Raw genomic sequence first — 17,105 nt, forward strand, 5'->3', positions numbered from 1 at the left:
CAGCGGGAAGCTGGGCCGCCGAATTATGTGGCGAACTTCCGGCGGGGGCACTAGCCCTTGAGCACCGTCGCGAGAGCGGCGGCCGCCTCCACGACCCTCGGCCCGACCGTCGCGTGTTCGAGCGGCTCCAGCGACACCACGCCGATGCTCGCCCGCAGGCCCAGCACCCCGCGCACCGGTGCGGCCAGCCCGTACGTGCCAGGCTGCGGCTCCCCCGAGGCCACCGCCCAGCCCCTCCCCCTTGCCCGCAGTGCCAGCGCCTTGCCCGCGGCGCCACGCGAGACGGGATGCCTGCTACCGATCCGGTACGCCACGTGCAGCGCCGTCCACGACGGCTCCGCCACGGCGATCACCTGCAGCTGATCCCCCTCCGCCACGGAAAGGTGCGCTGTCGTGCCGCCCGCTTCGGCGAGCTCCCGCAGCACCGGCTGCGCGGCCTCCCTCAGCTGGGGCAGCATCTGCCCGGCCAGCCGCAGCACGCCGGCGCCGAGCCGGACCTTGCTGCCGTCCCGCCACACCAGCCCGCGTTCCGCGAGCGGCACGAGCAGCCGGTACACGGCGGGCCTGCTCGTGCCGATGGTGGCGGCGAGCTCCGAGATGGTGGCGGCCTCGCCCCCGGCGTCGGCCACGGCTTGCAACAGGGCGAGCCCGCGATCCAGTGTCAGCGAGCTCTCCCTGCTCACAGCAGGCCCAGGCCCTTCAGGTCCGCGATCGGCTCGTCGAAGGTGGCCGAGGCGTACGACGCGAACACAGCCCTTACGGCCTTCGCCGCCTCGTCCGACAGCTCGGCGGCCTCGCTCGCCAGCGCCTCGCCGTCGGTCGACGCGAGCGCGTCGCGCACGTTGCCGCCGGAAAGGCACCTCGCCGACGCCACGAGCAGGTTGAGGAACCCGTGGTGTTCGAAGCCGCTGTCGGCGTCCACGTGGCGAACGGCGCGATGCAGGCTGTTGGTGGCCTTGAACGCCGCTCCGGAGAAGCTGCTCACCACGGAGAGGAAGTCCGCGACCTCGTCGACGCTGGGGAAGTTCTCTCTGGACAGACCCCCGCACCTGATCTTCGGCCAGCTGCCGTGCTCGATCACCTTGCGGACGCCGTCGAGCCAGCCGACGCCCCTGCGCGGCTCCACCACGCGGACCACGTCCTCCGGCACGAACTCCGACACCCGTTCGAGCCACACCTCGTCGACGTCCGACGGGGCCGGCATCTCCACCATCCTCAGCGCGAGCAGCTCGTTGCGGGACTCGACGATCGAGATCGCCTTGGGCACCCCACCGAGGCCGGTGTCGATGATCAGCGAGAGGGGCAGCGGCTCCTTCGGCCTGATCTTGATCAGCTCGGTGATCAGCTCCGGCAACCGGGACGCCTGGCACAGGAACACCCCGAGCACACCGGCGTGCTCACCGGCCCGCGTCTCGAAGTGGCCCTTCAGTGCCTCCGGCATCGTGGCGTCGCCGGGAGGGAACAGTGCCGAGTCGTCGACCAGCCTCGCGAAGAGCGGAGGGATTCCACGAGGGCCGGGGGGCGTGAGTTCCACAGCGCTTGACACGAGACACACGCTAGTAGCGTCCGAAATAAGGACGACAGTGGCCGTCCACCGGACGCCTCAACGCGGTCAAGGTACCGTGCGCGCCTGTGCCGCGAGCCGCACGCCGACCGCGACCAGCAGCGTGCCGGTGACCGCGTCGAGGGCCCTGCGCACGCGCGGGATCGCCAGGAGCCTGCGCATCGCGCCGACCACGTTGGCCACGACGCCGAACCACAGCGCCGTGAGCACCACCGGGATCGCCGCCGTCAGCACCGTGTCCGCGACCGTCGGATCGGCGGGCAGGAACTGCGGGACGAGCGCGACGAAGAACACCGCGCACTTGGGGTTGAGCACGTTGCACAGCAGGCCGTCGCGGAAGGCCCGCCGGGGATCCGGGGGCGCGGCGGGCTGCTCCGGCTGCCCGGCGCTACCGCGGCGGGCCGCCCACAGCGCCTTGCCGCCGAGGTAGAGCAGGTAGGCCGCGCCGGCCAGCTTGACGACCGTGAACGCCACGGCCGAGGCGGCGAGCAGACCGGCTACACCGACGGCGGCGACCACCGACCACACCAGGATTCCCGTGGCGACGCCGAGCGCGGCGCCCATGCCGGAGACGCGCCCGCCGACGGCCGAGTGCCGCAGCACGACGGCGAAATCGGGTCCCGGCGACATGGCCCCGAGCAACACCACACCGGCGAAGGGAAGCAGCTGTGACCAGGGCACGTGAGGATCCTACTCGGAAGAACGGCTTCCCCCGACCAGGAAAACAGGTTAGCCTCACCTAAGTTGGAGGTGAGTGGTGACCGAGACACAGTCCCGCCGGCCGCAGACCCCGCAGCCTGCCGAGCGAGCCAAGACCATCGCGCTGCGCAACGGGCCGGCGATCCTCATGCCCGCCCTCGACCGCAGGGCCGGCGACGACGAGCGCGTGGTCCCCGTCCTGCAGCACGTGCACGCCAGCGGAAGCGTGAGCATCCTGCTGCCCGACGACCACCCGATCGTCACCTCGGCCCGCGCGGCCGACAGCGGCGAACTCGCGATGATGATCGAGCTCGCCGACCAGGCACCGGTCGACCTGCGCGAGCCGATCAGGGGCCTGCTCTGGATCACCGGCTGGCTGCGACCGCTCGACGAGCGCGCCGCGAGGGCCCGCGCGGTCTCCATCGCCAGCACGCGCCCGGACCCGCGTCTGCTCGACGTCGGCCACGGCGTCGCCGTCCTCCGGCTCAACCCGGCCTCCATCGTGCTCGCCGACTCCGAGGGCACCCACTCGCTGAGCGCGCCGAGCTTCAGCTCCGCCAAGGCCGACCCGTTCTGCCAGTACGAGGAGCAGTGGCTGCGGCACCTTGAGACCGCGCACGCCGACGTCGTCGGGCAACTCGCGAGGCATCTGCCCGAGGAGCTGCGCGACGGCCGCATCCGCCCGCTCGGGCTCGACCGTTACGGCCTGCGGCTGCGCGTGGAGTCCTGCTACGGCGACCACGACGTCCGGCTCGCGTTCTCCAAGGCGATCCACAGCCAACCGCAGCTCGCGATGGAACTGCGCAGGCTCGTGGGCTGCCCTTTCCTGCCTCAGGCTTGACCTGCGCTTCTCACCGGCTGGGGTAGCGTGCCCCGGTGTCGATAGGCCGTGACTGGCTGAACCCGGCCGCGCCCGCGAGGCCCGCCGTGGTCGCCGAACCCGCGGAGCGGCGCGCGCTCGTACTCGAGCTGGTGCTCGTCTTCTCCATCACGCTGGGCCTCTCCGGCGCGCGCAGCCTGCTGTCGCTGCTGGACTCCCTGCTGCGACCCGAGCCACTCAACGAGCAGCAGGTGGCCATCAACGTCTCACAGGCGGCGATCGGCGTGCTCGACCTGCTCAAACAGCTGCTCAGCGTCGTACAGCTCGTCGGCTGGGGCGCGCTCGGGCTGTACCTGCTGTGGCGGGGCGGTATCAAGCTCGCCGAGATCGGGCTGGACGGCAGGCGCAAGGGCAGGGACGCCAAGTGGGCCGTCGGCCTGACCGCGCTGATCGGCATCCCCGGGCTGGCCCTGTACTTCGCCCTGTGGCAGCTCGGGCTCAACCTCGCGGTGCAGCCCTCGACGCTCGGCGAGTCGTGGTGGCGGCCGATCACGCTCACCCTCGCGGCGTTCGGCAACGCCTTCGCCGAGGAGGTCCTCGTCGTCGGCTACCTGCTCACCCGACTGCGCCAACTCGGCCTCCGGGAGAACTCCGGGCTGCTCGTGGCTGCCGTGCTGCGCGGTTCGTACCACCTCTACCAGGGCATCGGCGGCTTCGTCGGCAACCTCGTCATGGGCCTCGTCTTCGGCCGGATCTGGCAGCGGACCAACCGGCTGTGGCCATTGGTCGTAGCTCACACCCTCTTGGACGTGTTTGCGTTCGTCGGATACGCGTTCCTGCGTGATCATGTCTCGTGGCTCCCGTGATGGTTGCGGGAGTGTTCGAACACATGTTCTAATGAGAGGGCCTGGTTCGCAGGGGATGCGGAGGAGCCGGGCCCGACGACGCAGGACGAGGCCAGGAGGGGCACATGGCTTGCAAGATCACTCACCGGCTCAACGACCAGCAGATCCGGTTCGCCAACCGCGACGCCGCCGAGCGGTACGCGGAGATCATGGGCGGAGGGGTCGAGAACTGGGAGTTCGCCACGGTGCCCGCCACTTCGGCTCCGGCGTGGCCGCACGTTCCGAAGCCGGCGGCGCCAGGCGCGGCACGGCGCTGATCCCTCGCGCGTGAGGGGTAGCGGCCCGGCCGAGTCATTACGCTCACGTCCGTGGAAGACACCATCAACCCGGGCGTGGACAGCGAGGTCGGGCCGCTGCGCTCCGTGCTGCTGCATCGCCCCGGCAACGAGCTCAAAAGGCTCACCCCGCGAAACAACGACCAGCTCCTCTTCGACTCGATCCCCTGGGTGGACCGCGCGCAGCAGGAACACGACGCGTTCGCGAGCGTGCTGAAGGAACGCGGCGTCGAAGTGCTGCTGCTCTCCGACCTGCTCCGGGAGGCGCTGGCGGATCCGAGGGCCTACGCCGCCGGGCTGCACGCGGCCGTGGACGACCGGCGGCTGGGCACCGACCTGGCCGACTCGCTGCGCTCGCACCTCTCGGGCGTCGGGGCGGCCACGATGGCCGAGGTGCTCATGTCGGGCATGACATTCGAGGAGCTGCCGGCCTCGGAGGGCGCCTCGCTCGTGCGGAAGATGAACCATCCACACGACTTCGCGGTGGACCCCCTGCCGAACCTCCTGTTCACCAGGGACTCGTCGGTGTGGATCGCCGATCGCGTCGCGGTCTCCTCACTGGCGATGCCCGCGCGGCGCAGGGAGACGGCCCTGCTCGACATCATCTACGCCTACCACCCGCGCTTCCACGGCACCGTGCGCGCGTACGGCGCCCACTCGGCGCCCGTCGAGGGCGGCGACGTGCTGCTGCTGTCGCCTGGGGTGCTGGCCGTGGGAGTCGGTGAGCGCACCACCGCGGCGGGCGCCGAGTCGCTGGCGCGCTCCGCGTTCGCCGACGGCATCGCGCACACCGTGCTCGCCGTGCCCATCGCGCAGACGCGCGCCACGATGCACCTCGACACCGTGTGCACGATGATCGGCCCTGACGCCGTGGTGATGTACCCGCTCGCGAGGGACTCGCTGCTCGCCTACACCCTGCGGCCCGGCGACAACGGCGTCTTGCGCGTCGACGGACCCGAGCCGTTCCTCACCGCCGCGGCGCGGGCCATGGACATCGACCGGCTGCACGTGATCGACACCGGCCTCGACCCGGTCACCGCCGAGCGCGAGCAGTGGGACGACGGGAACAACACGCTGGCGCTCGCGCCGGGCGTGGTGGTGGGTTACGAACGCAACGTCGAGACCAACGCGCGGCTGGAGGACGCGGGCATCGAGGTGCTGCGGCTGGCCAGCTCGGAGCTGGGCTCCGGCCGGGGCGGGCCGAGGTGCATGTCCTGCCCGATCGCGAGAAGCACGATTCCGGCAAATCAACCAATGCACGATCGACAATAAGCGAAGCAAGCCTCACCTAAGGAATGGGGAATTTCTTAGGTGAGGCTAATCGAAATAAGTGAAACCTTCGCTAATGAATTGTAGAGAAATAGGGCCCAGATCACCAGCCCCGGCTGGAAAAATGGGCGGGCCATCACCTATTCTGAATACATGCCCACCATCAAGAAGCATCCGCGCTCGAAGTTCTACGAATTGCTGCAGCAGCAGGTTCGCAACGAGTTCAACGCGTCCCAGCAGTACGTCGCGCTCGCCGTGTGGTTCGACAACGACGACCTCCCCCAGCTGGCCAAGTACTTCTATGCTCAGGCCATCGAGGAGCGCAACCACGCCATGGCGCTCGTCCAGTACATGATGGACACCGACCACCACGTGGACATCCCCGGCACGGGCGACGTCCGCAACGACTTCGCCGACGCCCGCGAGCTCATCGAGCTCGCGCTGGAGCAGGAGAAGGAGGTCGCCGCCGACATCAAGGCGCTGGCCAAGGCCGCTCGCGACGAGGACGACTACACGAGCGAGCAGTTCATCCAGTGGTTCCTCAAGGAGCAGGTCGAGGAGATCTCCAAGATGACGACGCTCCTCAACATCTACGACCGGGCCAAGGGTGACCTGTTCGAGGTCGAGAAGTTCCTGGACCGCGAGGGCACCGGAGACGGCGACGACTCCGGCATGCCCCCGGTGGCCGGCGGCAAGCTCTGACCCTCCCACGCGCGCGGACACGGAGAACCCGGGCTCTCCCCCTGTGGAGCAGCCCGGGTTTCTCGTGCGTCACCGAATCAGCAGTCGCTGTCGCGAGCGACCAATTGCAGCTCGGTGACCGTCTCGGTGGCTACCACGAACGAATAACGCGCACCGGCGCTCGCCGACGCTGAGTAGCCGTTTGACTCTACAGCGAGATCCGAATAAGCGGACCGCAACTGATCGAGTGACGATCCGGCGCCTATTCCCTGGGGTGTGGCCGCGTCGGCGGCACGGAAGCGCACGATTCCGTTGGCACGCGAGATCGTGACGTCGTCGATCGCATTGGTGCCGTCGGTTACCGCATAGGTCGCGCACGCGTTCTCCGCGGGCGGGGTGGTGCTCTCCGCCGGTCCGAGCAGCCCGGACGCGGCGGCTTCCTGATAGCTCATGCCCAGTGTGAGCTGGCGGTAGCCGTCCGGGCGCAGCATCGGGCGGTCGATGTACACGCTCGCGCTCGTGGACGCCGCGCTCGTGGACGAGCGCGTCGGCGGGGACTGCGGAGACTGCTGCTCTGGACTCGGCGGCGCCTGTGACTCACCCAGCGTCGGCTCGGACCTTTCCGGGGACGCTGAGCTCGCCGAGGGCGAGCCAAGAGCCGAGGTCGTGGTGGTGGTCTGCGGCATGGCCGCGACGGGCGGCTGCGGCTGGTCGTCGCCGCCGCGGAGGGTGGTCAGCGCGAGCCCGCCGCCGACGAGCACCAGCACGGCCAGCGTGCCGCCACCGGACGCCACGGCCGCGCGGCGCCGGCGCCGCCTCCGCGCTCCGGCCACGATCGCGTCGCCCGCGCCCGCGACAGGCCGCACGTCGAGCCGGTCGTCGTCGAACAGCCTGCGCAACTCGGCGCCGACCGCGTCGTCGTCGGGACTCCGGTCGCTCACACCGCTTCCCTCCCTTCGGTCTCCTCGTCACCGCGCAGCTTGCCGCGCAGCGAGGCGATGGCCTTGCTGGCCTGGCTCTTCACCGTGCCGGGGCTGACGCCCAGGGACGCGGCGATCTCGGCTTCGGACAATCCTTCGTAGTAACGCAGCACGATGACCGCGCGTTGCCTCGGCGGTAGGTCCCGCAGCGCCTGCCACAGCGGCTCGTGTTCGAACGGGTCGGCCGGCGTGAAGGCGCTGGGCTCGGGGATGTCCGCGACGAGGTTCTCCCTGCGCAGCCGCCGCCACCGGCTGATGTGCGCGTTGGCCATCGATCGGCGCACGTACGCGAGCGGGTCTCCGGTCTTGTGCAGGACGTGCGACCAGCGGGAGCCGATCTTCTCCAGCACCGTCTGCACGAGGTCGGCCGCGTCGTGTGGGTTGCCCGCCAGCGCGTGGCCGTAGCGGAGCAACCCGGGCAGGTTGGCCTCGACGAACTCAGCGAAGTCCGTGAGGTCGCCCGGCACGGCCGATCCCCTCTCCTGGCGCGCGGTGGCCGCCCAGCCATCCCCCCTCAGGATGGCAGGCAAGACTGCGGTCACCGTAACGTCTCCCTCCGCGCCGCCCGTAGCTGGCTGACGTGTCCACGTCGCAGGGGCCCGCGAGGTTGCCCTGGCAGGCTCAGGCGTTGATCACGGCCAGCTCGGCGGGCAGCCGGAAGGAACCATCCTGCTGCGGCGGGAAACGGTGCACGGAGACCACGGCGTCCTTCCGGATCGGCCCGTAGACGTGCGGGAACCAGGGCGCACCCGGCGAGGGCGGCACGGCGGGCTCCCAGCGCAGCGGCACGTCGAGGCGCTCCGGGTCGATGCGCAGCAACAGCAGGTCGGTGCGGCCGCGGTAGAGGGCCGTCGCCGGGAAGTGCACGGTGCCCGGATCGGAGCAGTGCACGAACCCGACGTCGTCGAGCGACGCCGCGTGGTACGACCCACCGTCCGGCACGACCGCCCATTCCGCCTCGGGGCAGATGTGGAGGATCATCAGCGAAGCGTGAGCTGGCGTCCGATCAGGCCGTCACGGGACCGCCGCTCGGCGGCGTTGAGCGGCTCGTCGTCCAGCGACTCCAGCGCCCGCTGCAGGCGCGTGCCGAGTTCCTTCGCCGGCTCGATCCACTCGCGCGCGTGCGCCTCGGGATCGAGGTCCCACACCGGCACGAGCAGGCCGTGGGCACGGAACGAACCGGCGTAGCGGGACTCCTCGCCGAGCGACAGCTCACCCGCCGCAGACAGCCGCGCAAGCGCTTGCAACAGGCGGTTCTCGTCGGCGGGCCACACCCAGCGCAGGTGCGCCTTCTCGCCGGCGAGCACCCAGTAGGCGCCCGTGCTGAGCCGCTCGGTCGGCATGATCGCGGCGTTGGCCCGCTCCAGCGACATCGCCACGTCGCCGGTGGCGTCGCTGTCCTCGGGCAGCCACCACGAGAAGTCCTTGTGCAGGGTCACCTCGAGCTCGGCGTCGGCGACCAGGAGGTCCTGCAGCCGCTCGCCCTCGGCGGGCTCGCTCGTGGTGTCGGGCACCGAGAGGACGTCGCCCGGCTTGGCATCGAGCGCCCAGCGCAGCGAACGGCCGAGGTCACGGCTGATGTCGGAGGACCGGGTCTGCACCTGCATCCCGATGAACACCTCGCCGTCGGAGCGCACGAACGCCGCTGCGGCCATCGGCAGGACCGTGCCGAGCGTGACCTTCCGCTCGGGCTCGCCCGCCAGCTGGAGCGTCGCCGTGGCCGACGGCACGAACTCACGCATCGCGATCAGCTCGGGTTCCGCCGCGAGCCCCTCGAACGGCCGCGCGACGAACACGTCCCTGACCTTGGGCCTGCGGTCCTTCTTGGGGCCCTTCTTCCGCGCACCCTTGCCCACGTTCTCGCCTCCCGCGTCACGTCTCGCGAAAACGCTACTCGACTCCGTCCGGCGCTAAGGTCGGCGGGTGTTCGATCCTCGCGACCCCGGTTTTCTCGCCGATCCCTACCCGGTCTTCGCCGAGCTGCGCAAGAAGGGTGAGGTGCACTGGCACGAGGGACTAGGTCAGTACATCGCCGTCTCCCACGCCGCGGCGGGCGCGGTACTGCGGCACCGCTCGCTCGGCCGGATCTGGACCGACGCGACGCCGGTGGAGCAGTTCGCGTCGTTCAACCTGCTGCACCGGAACTCGCTGCTGGAGAACGAGCCACCCGCGCACACCCGGCTGCGCAAGCGCGTGTCGTCGGCGTTCGCGCGCGGTCACGTCCAGCGCCTGCGCCCCACGGTCGAGGCGCTCGCCGCACGCCTGGTGGGCACGCTGGCCGACGAGCTCACCGCGAACGGCGAGGCCGACCTGCTCGACCACGTCGCCCAGCCACTGCCGGTCGCCGTGATCGCCGAGCTGCTGGGCGTGCCCGAGGACATGGGCCCGCAACTGGTGGGCTGGAGCAACCAGATCGTGAAGATGTACGAGTACGGCCTGCCGGAGCAGCGGCGCCGGGAGGCGGAGGAGGCCGCGGAGTCGTTCGCCGGGTACCTGAGGGGACTCGCGGCCGAGCGCTCCGAGCGGCCCGGCGACGACCTGCTCAGCCACCTGGTCGCGGCCGACCTGACCGGCGACGAGGTGGTGGCCACGGGCGTGCTGCTGCTCATGGCGGGTCACGAGGCGACCGTGAACGTGATCGGCAACGGCACCACCGCGCTGCTGACCCACCGAGAGCAGTGGGAGCGGCTGGTAGCCGACCCCGAGCTGGTCGAGCCGGCCACCGAGGAGCTGATCCGGTTCGACTCGCCGCTGCAGCTCTTCGAGCGCACGGCCACCGCCGACGTGGAGATCGCGGGGCAGCGGGTGGCGAAGGGCCAGAAGATCGCGGCGCTGCTGGGCGCCGCCGCGCGGGATCCCGGGGTGTTCACCGAGCCCGACACGTTCGACATCGGCCGCTCACCCAACCCGCACCTCGGCTTCGGCGCGGGCATCCACTACTGCCTCGGTGCGCCACTCGCGCGGATCGAGATCGCGGCCGCGCTCGCGGCGCTGCGGGAGCAGCTGCCGGGGCTGCGCCTCGCCCGGCAGCCGGAGCGGCGGCCCGAGTTCGTCATCCGGGGCCTGCGCACGCTTCCGGTGACCACGGGCTGACCTCGGGAACGCACAACTCGCGGTCCGGAGCGGGGGACTCGCGGTCCGGAGCGGGCAACTCGCGGGCCAGAGCGGGGGACTCGCGGGTCAGAGCGGGGAACTCGCGGGTCAGCGGCTCGCTGTGGCCGGGCGGGTGCGGCGCGGCAGGTCGGGCGCGCCGCTGACCTTCACCACGCGCAGCGGGCGGAGGATCCGGCCCTCGATGGGCGCCAGCAGGCGCGTGAACCGGTTCACCACGAGGGCCGTCAGCACCGCGAGCCCGGCCGCGGAGAGGTCCGTGAGCGCCGAAAGCAACACACCATCGGCATCGGCCTGCACACCGTCCCGCATCCGCCAGACCACGGTCAGCACCAGCAGCACGGCGTTGAGCAGCCACGTCCCCCACCAGGCGAGCACCAGCCGCGACGGCCGGGGCCGCCGCTCGCGCGAGCGGCGAAGGGTCGCGTGCTCCAGCTCGGCGAGGATCGGACCGGCGAGCACGAGATTGGGACCCGGCACAAGCGTGCCAAGCAGCACCTGCCAGGCCGGGCGCGGCGGCTCCTCTCCCACCTCGTCGGCGGCGGCGGAGCGAGCCACGAACAGCCACCACACGGTGGCCGCGATGGCGAACAGGGCCATCACGAAGGTCAGCAGCGAGAACGACAGCACGAGCGCGTCGGACGCGCCGACCACGCCGGGGCTCAGCGCGGAGTCGCGGCTCTGCACCAGCAGCACGTACCGCCAGATCTCGGCGCCGCCCGCGACGACGGCCAGCCCGGCGAGCGTCCACAGCAGCGTCACCGCGTTGCGGGCGATCATGCGCAGCCGCCGCAACGGCACGGGGGCCCCCGACGCCGTGCCCGGCACGGCCGTGGGCCTGCGCCACGCGAGATTCGGGAAGCCCCAGCGCGGGGGTGTCGGGTAGAACGGCGGCCCGGTGTAGGGCTCCGGTGCCCGCGCACGGCGGCGCGGGGCTGCGCCGGCGGGCACGCTCGCGACCCACCGCACGCGCATCCGGCCCCGCGGCTGCCAGTGCTGCATGGTTCAGAGCACCTCGGGCGGCACACCCTCACGGTCGCCGACCAGCGGGCGGCCCTCGGTGTGCCACGACTTCATGCCGCCCGCGACGTTGATCGCGTCGGCGATGCCCGCGGCGTTGAGCCACATGGCCGCCCTCGCCGAGCGGCCTCCGCTGCGGCACACGACGTAGAGCGGCTTGTCGTCGGGGAGCTCGGCCAGTTCACCGGCCCTGGCAGGCAGGTCGCCAAGCGGGATGTGTATGGCCTCAGGGGCGTGCCCCGCGGCCCACTCGTCGGGCTCGCGAACGTCGAGCAGCACGAGGTCCTGCGACGGCAGGTCGGACACGGAAGCCGTCGGTACTTCGCCGGGGTTCACCACGCTCCCATCGTCGCATGTGAGGCCGTTGCCCTCAGGTGAAGACCCTCATTTCCGGTGGCGTCCCCTGCCGGTGCGCACGCGTTCCTCGGCCCTGCCGAAGCGTGCGACGGCGCGGTCGCGCATGAAGCCGAGCGGGTCGGGGGCGTGCAGGCGGAGCATCACCGCGTTGACGTCGTCGGGCACACGCCTCGCGGTGCCGAGGCTCACGACGATCGTGAAGAGGAACGCCGCGGGCACGGTGAACAGGGCAGGCTGATGGATGAACCACGGCGCCCAGCCGCCGGTTCGCTCGCTGATGGCGCCGAGCACCACCGCGGTGAGCACTAGCCCGCCGCCCACGCACATGCCGGCCATCGCGCCGAGCCAGGTCAGCTTCCGCCACCAGATGCCGAGCACCAGCAACGGGCAGAAGGTGGACGCGGCGAGCGCGAACGACATGCCGACGGTGAGCGAGAGGTCGTCGATCGGCAGCAGCACGGCCAGCCCGGCCGGCACGGCGGCCACGACGATCGTCGCCACCCTGAAGTCCCTGACCTTGCCTGCGAGCAGGTCCGTCGCGATGACTCCGGACACGCTCACGAGCAGGCCGGACGCGGTCGCCAGAAACGCCGCGAACGCGCCCGCGGCCGTGATCGCCACGAGGATCTGGCCCAACACCCCCGGCAGCATCGCCGACGGCACCTTGAGCACTGCGGCGTCGGTGTTTCCGGTGACGAGCAGCTCGGGCACGTACATGCGCGACAGGGCACCGATCATCACCGGGAACAGGTAGAACAGGCCGAGCAGCAGCAGCACCTGCACGGTCGTGCGCCGCGCCGCCTTGCCGTCGGGGTTGGTGTAGAAGCGCACGAGCACGTGCGGCAGGCCCATCGTGCCGAGGAAGAGGGCGAACATCAGCGAGTACGTGGAGAGCAGGTCGGTCGCGTCCTCGGTCGGCCGCAGCCAGCTCTCGTTCGTGAGCGCGCCGTCGGTGACCACCGGCACCCTGGCGTCCTCGGCGAAGAACAGTTCGGTGCCGGTGCCGACGGGGTAGTCGGTGCCAGGCAGCCACACCGTCTCCTGGTCGTCGACGCGCACGAGCGTCGGCTGGTCGACGTGCAGTACCACGTCCGTCTCGATGGAGACCGTGGTGTCGTCGGTGAACCGGGGTGGGGGCTGCTGGCCCAGCGAGCCGGCCGAGCCGGAGCCGCCGCTGCCGAAGAACACCACGCACAGCACGAACGTCGGCATCGCGATGGCGAAGAGCTTCAGCCAGTACTGGAACGCCTGCACGAGCGTAATCGCCCGCATCCCGCCGCCCATGACGTTGATCGCGACCACCACGGTCACCAGCACGGAACCCAACCAGGCGGGCGCGGGCATGATCGCCATCAGTGCGAGCCCGGCGCCCTGGAGCTGCGGCAGCATGTAGAGGATGCCGATGAACACGACGAACCAGGTGGAGAGCGTGCGCAGCGACGCGGACCCGAGCCTCGCCTCCATGAAGTCGGGCAGGGTGTAGGCGCCCGAGCGGCGCAGCGGCGCGGCGACGAACAGCATGAGCGCGAGGTACCCCGCGGTGAAGCCGATGGGGAACCACAGCGCGTCGGCGCCCTCCTTGAGCACCAGTCCGGCGACGCCGAGGAAGGAGGCGGCGGAGATGTACTCGCCGGAGATGGCGGCGGCGTTGCGCCGCGACCGCACGGTGCGGCGGGCGACGAGGAAGTCGTGGGTGCTGCGGGCGAACCGGGACGTGCGGCGACCGAGGTAGTAGGTCACCACCATGACCAGCCCGACGCTGGTCAGCGCCCACGGGTTCACCTGCACGGGCAGATCCTCGCAAAAGTCCGGTACCGCGCCGCCGGCTCAGTTCTCGATCATGTCGACGAAGTCGCGTTCGTGCCGCTCGGCCAGCCGGTTGTACCACAGGCCGACCCCGAACAGGAGCGGGAAGGGCGCCACGCCGAGCAGCAGCCAGGGCAGCGGGATGCCGACGAAGCGCAGGTCGGTGAACGCGGGCCAGACGAAGAACGCCGCGGGCAGGGCGCCGAGCACCACCACCACGAGCAGCGCGAGTGCGACACCCGACCGGAGCTGGACCTTGATCAGGTCCTTGATCAGCAGCTCACCCCAGCTGGTCTGCTGTTCGAGCTCGACCCGGGCGCGCAGCGAGCCCGCGCTGCGGCTGGGTTCGGCGAGCACGACGCGCTGCCGCCTGACCCTCGGCGGCGGCTCGGGCTCGGGCAGCACCGGTTCGGGCGCGGGCTCTGGCTGGACGCTCTTTCCGAGCGTCGGATCCGGCTCGCGGATGCCTCCGACACTGCGGTAGAAGTCGTCGGTCATGTCGGCTATCCGGCGCGGGACGAGCCGACCAGCCTGTCCTTGAGCTCACGGGTGTGCCGCCTGCTGACCGGAAGGACCTTCTCCTCGTTGCCGATCACGACCTGGTAGCCGCCCTGGCCCATGCGCAGCTCGGTGATCAGCGGTAGCGCCACCAGGAACGACCGGTGGATGCGCACGAAGCCCGCCTTCTCCCAGCGCTCCTCCAGCTGGGCCAGCGGGATGCGCACGAGGTGGCTGCCCTCGTTGGTGAACAGCCTGGCGTAGTCACCCTGCGCCTCGACCCAGCGCACCGACGAGCGCGGGATCAGCTTGGTCGTGCCCGCGAGCTCGACCGGGATCACCTCGTCGTCGGTCTTCACGGTCTCGCCCGTGGGCCCGGCTTCGCCGCGCGCCGGTGCGCTCTGCAGCTTCTCCACGACCCTGGTGACGGCCTTGTCGATCCGTTCCTGGCGGGCGGGCTTGAGCACGTAGTCGACGGCGCCGAGGTCGAACGCGTCCACGGCCTCGGTGGCGTGGCCGGTGACGAACACCAGTATCGGCGCGGGGTTGAGCGACGCGAAGACCCGCGACATCTCCATTCCCGACAGGCCGGGCATGTTGATGTCGGCGAACACGGCGTCGACCGGGGGCATGCCCCGTTCCTTGCGCACTCGGATCTCGTCGTCCTCGGAGCCGAGCAGGCGCAGGGCCTCGGAGGCGTCAACTGCGGGGATCACGCGGCCGACGTGCGCGTTCGACTCAAGACAGTGCCGCAGCTGGTCAAGCCCGTGCAGCTCGTCGTCCACCGCGAGGACGAGGAGCTTGCGGGTGTCGTCGTGAGTACTCACAGTGACAAGCATCCTGCCTAAGCGAGCGTCCAATGTCTACACCGCGAGCGGGGGAAACCGCCGCCTACAGGCCGAATCGTGACCACGCGACCCTGCTTTCCACGGCGTCGAGCAGCGCCGCGGCGGGCGCTCCGATGCCCAGTCGCGCGAGCAGCGGCTTCTTCGGCTCGGCGAACACGATCTCGGCGTCGGGGTAGCGCTCACCGAGCACGTCGCGCAGGCTGCCGATCCCGTCGACGAGGCCGAGCCGCTGCGCCTTCGCCCCGAGCCACACGTCACCGGTGAACAGATCCTCCTCGCTGGTCAGCCGGTCGCCCCTGCGCTCGCGGACCCAGTCGACGAACATCTCGTGCAGCTGGTTGTGGAGCTTGCCGAGCCATTCGACATCCTCGGGCTTCTCCGGGCTGAACGGGTCGAGCCTCGACTTGTTCTTGCCCGCCGTGTACAACCTGCGCTCGACGCCGAACCGGTCGAGCAGGCCGGTGAACCCGAAGCCGCCGCTGATCACGCCGATCGAGCCGACCAGCGAGGTCCGGTGGGCGAAGATCTCGTCGGCGGCGCACGCCAGCCAGTACCCGCCGGAGGCGGCGAGGTCCTCGGCGAACGCGAGCACCGGCACGTTCTTCTTGTCGGCCAGTTGCCGGATGCGCTCCGCGATCAGCCCCGACTGCGTCGGCGCGCCGCCGGGAGAGTTGATCTGCAGGGCGACCGCTTTGAGCCGATCATGATCGAAGGCCCTGGTCAGCGCGGTCTCCACCGCGGCGAGGTTGATCACTCCTCTCGCCAGCGGCGTCGGCTGTGGGTTGATCACGCCGTGCAGCTTCACGACGGCGACCACGTCCTTGCGGTCGGTCTTGTCACCGATCATCGGCAGGCGGGAGGTCAGCCGCTGTGTCGTCGTACCCATGCCCCCACACTAGCCAGCTTTGGGGGTGCTGGTCGGCAACGCGGACCGGGCGGTGGACCCGTTGCGCCTCGCCGGCTGGGCCGGGACGTCGGCGGCGAACTTGAGCATGTCCGGCCGCACGCCCCTGACGAACTTGGGCACCCGCATGGTCACCTTCATGCCCGCGCCGGGAGCGGTCTCGACCATCAGCGAGTACTTGTTGCCGAACACCTGGCTCATGCGGCGGTTGATGCCGGTCAGGCCGATGTGAGCGCTGCTGCGGGAGTCGCGCATGCCGTCGAGCAGCTCGGGATCCATGCCGACGCCGTCGTCCTCGACGCTGATCTCGGCCTCGGTGCCGTAGTCCTGCGCGGTGACCGTGACAGTGCCGCCGCCGGGCTTGTTGGCGATGCCGTGCTTGACGGCGTTCTCGACGAGCGGCTGGATGAGCAGGAACGGCACGACCACCGACTGCACCTCGGGCGCGATCTTGAGCCGCACGTTGAGCCTGCCGCCGTAGCGGGCGCTCTCGATCGTCAGGTAGCGGTCGATGTTGCGCAGCTCGTCGGACAGCGTCGTGAACGTGCCCTCGGTGCGAAAGCAGTAGCGCGTGAAGTCGGCGAAGTCCTGCAGCAGCTCCCTCGCCTCCTCCGGGTCGGTCCGGATGAGCGAGGAGATCGTGTTCAGTGCGTTGTAGACGAAGTGCGGGGAGATCTGCGCGCGCAGGGCCTTGATCTCGGCCTGGTGCAGCTGGTGCTTGGTCTCCTCGAGCCTGGCCGCCTCGAGCTGGGTGCCGACGAACCGGGCGACGGCGTCGGCCATGTGCACGATGCGCTTGCCGCGCGTACGGCCCACGACGATCAGCACGGCGTCGGTCTTGCCCTCGACGATCAGGGGCACGATCACCGCGGTGCGCATGCGGCACGTACCGCGGTGGTTGCAGGGCATCTTGTCGTGCGAGACGACCTCGCGGCGGTGCTTGCGGATCGCCGTGCCGATGGTGTCGACGAGGTCGACGTAGTGGTCGTTGGCCTCGCCGTCCCAGGAGAGCAGCGTGCCCTCGCCGTCGGTGATGCCCACCGCGATGCACTTGAGCAGCTGGAGCAGGCGGGTGGTGACCTTGTCGGCGACCGCCTGGTCGAGGCCCTCGCGCAGCTCCAGCGGGGCCTTGGACATCAGGTACACGGCTTCGAGGACGGCGTCGTCGATGGCGGCGTCGTCGATGGCGCCGCTCGGCTTGCGGTTCTTGATGAGAACGACAACCAGTACGACGACCGCGACCACGGCGACACCCCATGGGATGACTTGAGTGGTCAGCAGCCCGGACACGGCGTCAATGCTCTGCGCTCCACGGCCCCCATGCAAGGGTTAGCCGTACACTTTCTGTGCGTAATTCGCGACTGCGGG

General features: G+C 70.5%; 20 protein-coding genes. 6 read left to right on the forward strand and 14 right to left on the reverse strand.

The features are described from left to right. Positions 1 to 50 precede the first annotated feature (50 nt). The 3 genes from DI005_RS16715 to DI005_RS16725 form a co-directional block, all read right to left on the reverse strand. Entirely contained in the window at positions 51 to 683 is a 633-nt protein-coding gene (locus DI005_RS16715; protein ID WP_113642740.1) for an IclR family transcriptional regulator, read from the reverse strand. Further along, a complete protein-coding gene (locus DI005_RS16720; RefSeq protein ID WP_112266063.1) occupies positions 680 to 1,534 on the reverse strand; it encodes a hypothetical protein in 855 nt (284 codons plus the stop codon). Before DI005_RS16720 ends, DI005_RS16715 begins: the two co-directional genes overlap by 4 nt. Positions 1,535 to 1,612: 78 nt before the next feature. Then, positions 1,613 to 2,245 (reverse strand): LysE family translocator, encoded by a 633-nt coding sequence (locus DI005_RS16725; protein WP_228713584.1) that lies wholly within the window; start codon positions 2,243 to 2,245, stop codon positions 1,613 to 1,615. Between the two features lie 76 nt (positions 2,246 to 2,321). Here DI005_RS16725 and DI005_RS16730 point away from each other — a divergent pair, with 76 nt between their 5' ends. The 5 genes from DI005_RS16730 to DI005_RS16750 all read left to right on the forward strand — a co-directional run bounded on the left by DI005_RS16730 (position 2,322) and on the right by DI005_RS16750 (position 6,234). Further along, positions 2,322 to 3,104, forward strand: a complete 783-nt coding sequence (locus DI005_RS16730; RefSeq protein ID WP_112266762.1) for a DUF2470 domain-containing protein — start codon at positions 2,322 to 2,324, stop codon at positions 3,102 to 3,104. Between the two features lie 35 nt (positions 3,105 to 3,139). Then, positions 3,140 to 3,949, forward strand: coding sequence for a CPBP family intramembrane glutamic endopeptidase (locus DI005_RS16735; protein WP_112266061.1), 810 nt, complete (start codon positions 3,140 to 3,142; stop codon positions 3,947 to 3,949). Positions 3,950 to 4,053: 104 nt separating this feature from the next. After that, positions 4,054 to 4,245 (forward strand): hypothetical protein, encoded by a 192-nt coding sequence (locus DI005_RS16740; protein ID WP_112266059.1) that lies wholly within the window; start codon positions 4,054 to 4,056, stop codon positions 4,243 to 4,245. 51 nt (positions 4,246 to 4,296) lie between these two features. After that, on the forward strand, positions 4,297 to 5,535 hold the full coding sequence (locus DI005_RS16745) for an arginine deiminase (protein ID WP_112266057.1): 1,239 nt from the start codon (positions 4,297 to 4,299) through the stop codon (positions 5,533 to 5,535). Positions 5,536 to 5,685: 150 nt separating this feature from the next. Then, positions 5,686 to 6,234, forward strand: a complete 549-nt coding sequence (locus tag DI005_RS16750) for a ferritin (protein ID WP_112266055.1) — start codon at positions 5,686 to 5,688, stop codon at positions 6,232 to 6,234. 77 nt (positions 6,235 to 6,311) lie between these two features. Here the strand turns inward: DI005_RS16750 and DI005_RS16755 are convergent, their stop codons facing one another. The 4 genes from DI005_RS16755 to DI005_RS16770 form a co-directional block, all read right to left on the reverse strand. Beyond that, complete coding sequence (locus DI005_RS16755; protein ID WP_113642741.1) at positions 6,312 to 7,154, reverse strand: hypothetical protein; 843 nt, start codon at positions 7,152 to 7,154, stop codon at positions 6,312 to 6,314. Further along, a complete protein-coding gene (locus tag DI005_RS16760; protein ID WP_112266051.1) occupies positions 7,151 to 7,660 on the reverse strand; it encodes a SigE family RNA polymerase sigma factor in 510 nt (169 codons plus the stop codon). Before DI005_RS16760 ends, DI005_RS16755 begins: the two co-directional genes overlap by 4 nt. A 154-nt stretch (positions 7,661 to 7,814) precedes the next feature. Continuing rightward, positions 7,815 to 8,174: a DUF952 domain-containing protein gene (locus tag DI005_RS16765; protein ID WP_113642742.1), complete on the reverse strand. Its 360-nt coding sequence runs from the start codon at positions 8,172 to 8,174 to the stop codon at positions 7,815 to 7,817. Then, the gene (locus DI005_RS16770; protein ID WP_113642743.1) at positions 8,174 to 9,049 is read right to left on the reverse strand and encodes a DUF5926 family protein; all 876 of its coding nucleotides are present in this window, start codon (positions 9,047 to 9,049) and stop codon (positions 8,174 to 8,176) included. The genes DI005_RS16765 and DI005_RS16770 overlap by 1 nt, the downstream gene beginning before the upstream one ends. Before the next feature lie 67 nt (positions 9,050 to 9,116). Between DI005_RS16770 and DI005_RS16775 the strand changes: the two genes are divergently transcribed. Then, entirely contained in the window at positions 9,117 to 10,286 is a 1,170-nt protein-coding gene (locus DI005_RS16775; RefSeq protein WP_113642744.1) for a cytochrome P450, read from the forward strand. Positions 10,287 to 10,394: 108 nt separating this feature from the next. Here DI005_RS16775 and DI005_RS16780 read toward each other — a convergent pair whose 3' ends face one another. The 7 genes from DI005_RS16780 to DI005_RS16810 are packed head-to-tail and all read right to left on the reverse strand — an operon-like array spanning position 10,395 to position 17,036. Continuing rightward, positions 10,395 to 11,306: a DUF4328 domain-containing protein gene (locus DI005_RS16780; protein ID WP_199542862.1), complete on the reverse strand. Its 912-nt coding sequence runs from the start codon at positions 11,304 to 11,306 to the stop codon at positions 10,395 to 10,397. A 3-nt stretch (positions 11,307 to 11,309) separates the two neighbouring features. Then, positions 11,310 to 11,660, reverse strand: a complete 351-nt coding sequence (locus DI005_RS16785) for a rhodanese-like domain-containing protein (protein ID WP_369973592.1) — start codon at positions 11,658 to 11,660, stop codon at positions 11,310 to 11,312. A 48-nt stretch (positions 11,661 to 11,708) separates the two neighbouring features. Beyond that, positions 11,709 to 13,469, reverse strand: coding sequence for a cation acetate symporter (locus tag DI005_RS16790; RefSeq protein WP_112266041.1), 1,761 nt, complete (start codon positions 13,467 to 13,469; stop codon positions 11,709 to 11,711). A gap of 39 nt (positions 13,470 to 13,508) precedes the next feature. After that, on the reverse strand, positions 13,509 to 13,985 hold the full coding sequence (locus DI005_RS16795) for a hypothetical protein (protein WP_112266039.1): 477 nt from the start codon (positions 13,983 to 13,985) through the stop codon (positions 13,509 to 13,511). A gap of 5 nt (positions 13,986 to 13,990) precedes the next feature. Further along, entirely contained in the window at positions 13,991 to 14,824 is an 834-nt protein-coding gene (locus DI005_RS16800; RefSeq protein WP_112266037.1) for a LytTR family DNA-binding domain-containing protein, read from the reverse strand. 52 nt (positions 14,825 to 14,876) lie between these two features. Further along, a complete protein-coding gene (locus DI005_RS16805; RefSeq protein ID WP_112266035.1) occupies positions 14,877 to 15,719 on the reverse strand; it encodes a S49 family peptidase in 843 nt (280 codons plus the stop codon). 9 nt (positions 15,720 to 15,728) lie between these two features. Beyond that, entirely contained in the window at positions 15,729 to 17,036 is a 1,308-nt protein-coding gene (locus DI005_RS16810; protein WP_113642788.1) for a histidine kinase, read from the reverse strand. Between the last annotated feature and the right edge of the window lie 69 nt (positions 17,037 to 17,105).

Source organism: Prauserella sp. PE36, assembly GCF_003311655.1.
GTDB lineage: Bacteria > Actinomycetota > Actinomycetes > Mycobacteriales > Pseudonocardiaceae > Prauserella_A > Prauserella_A endophytica.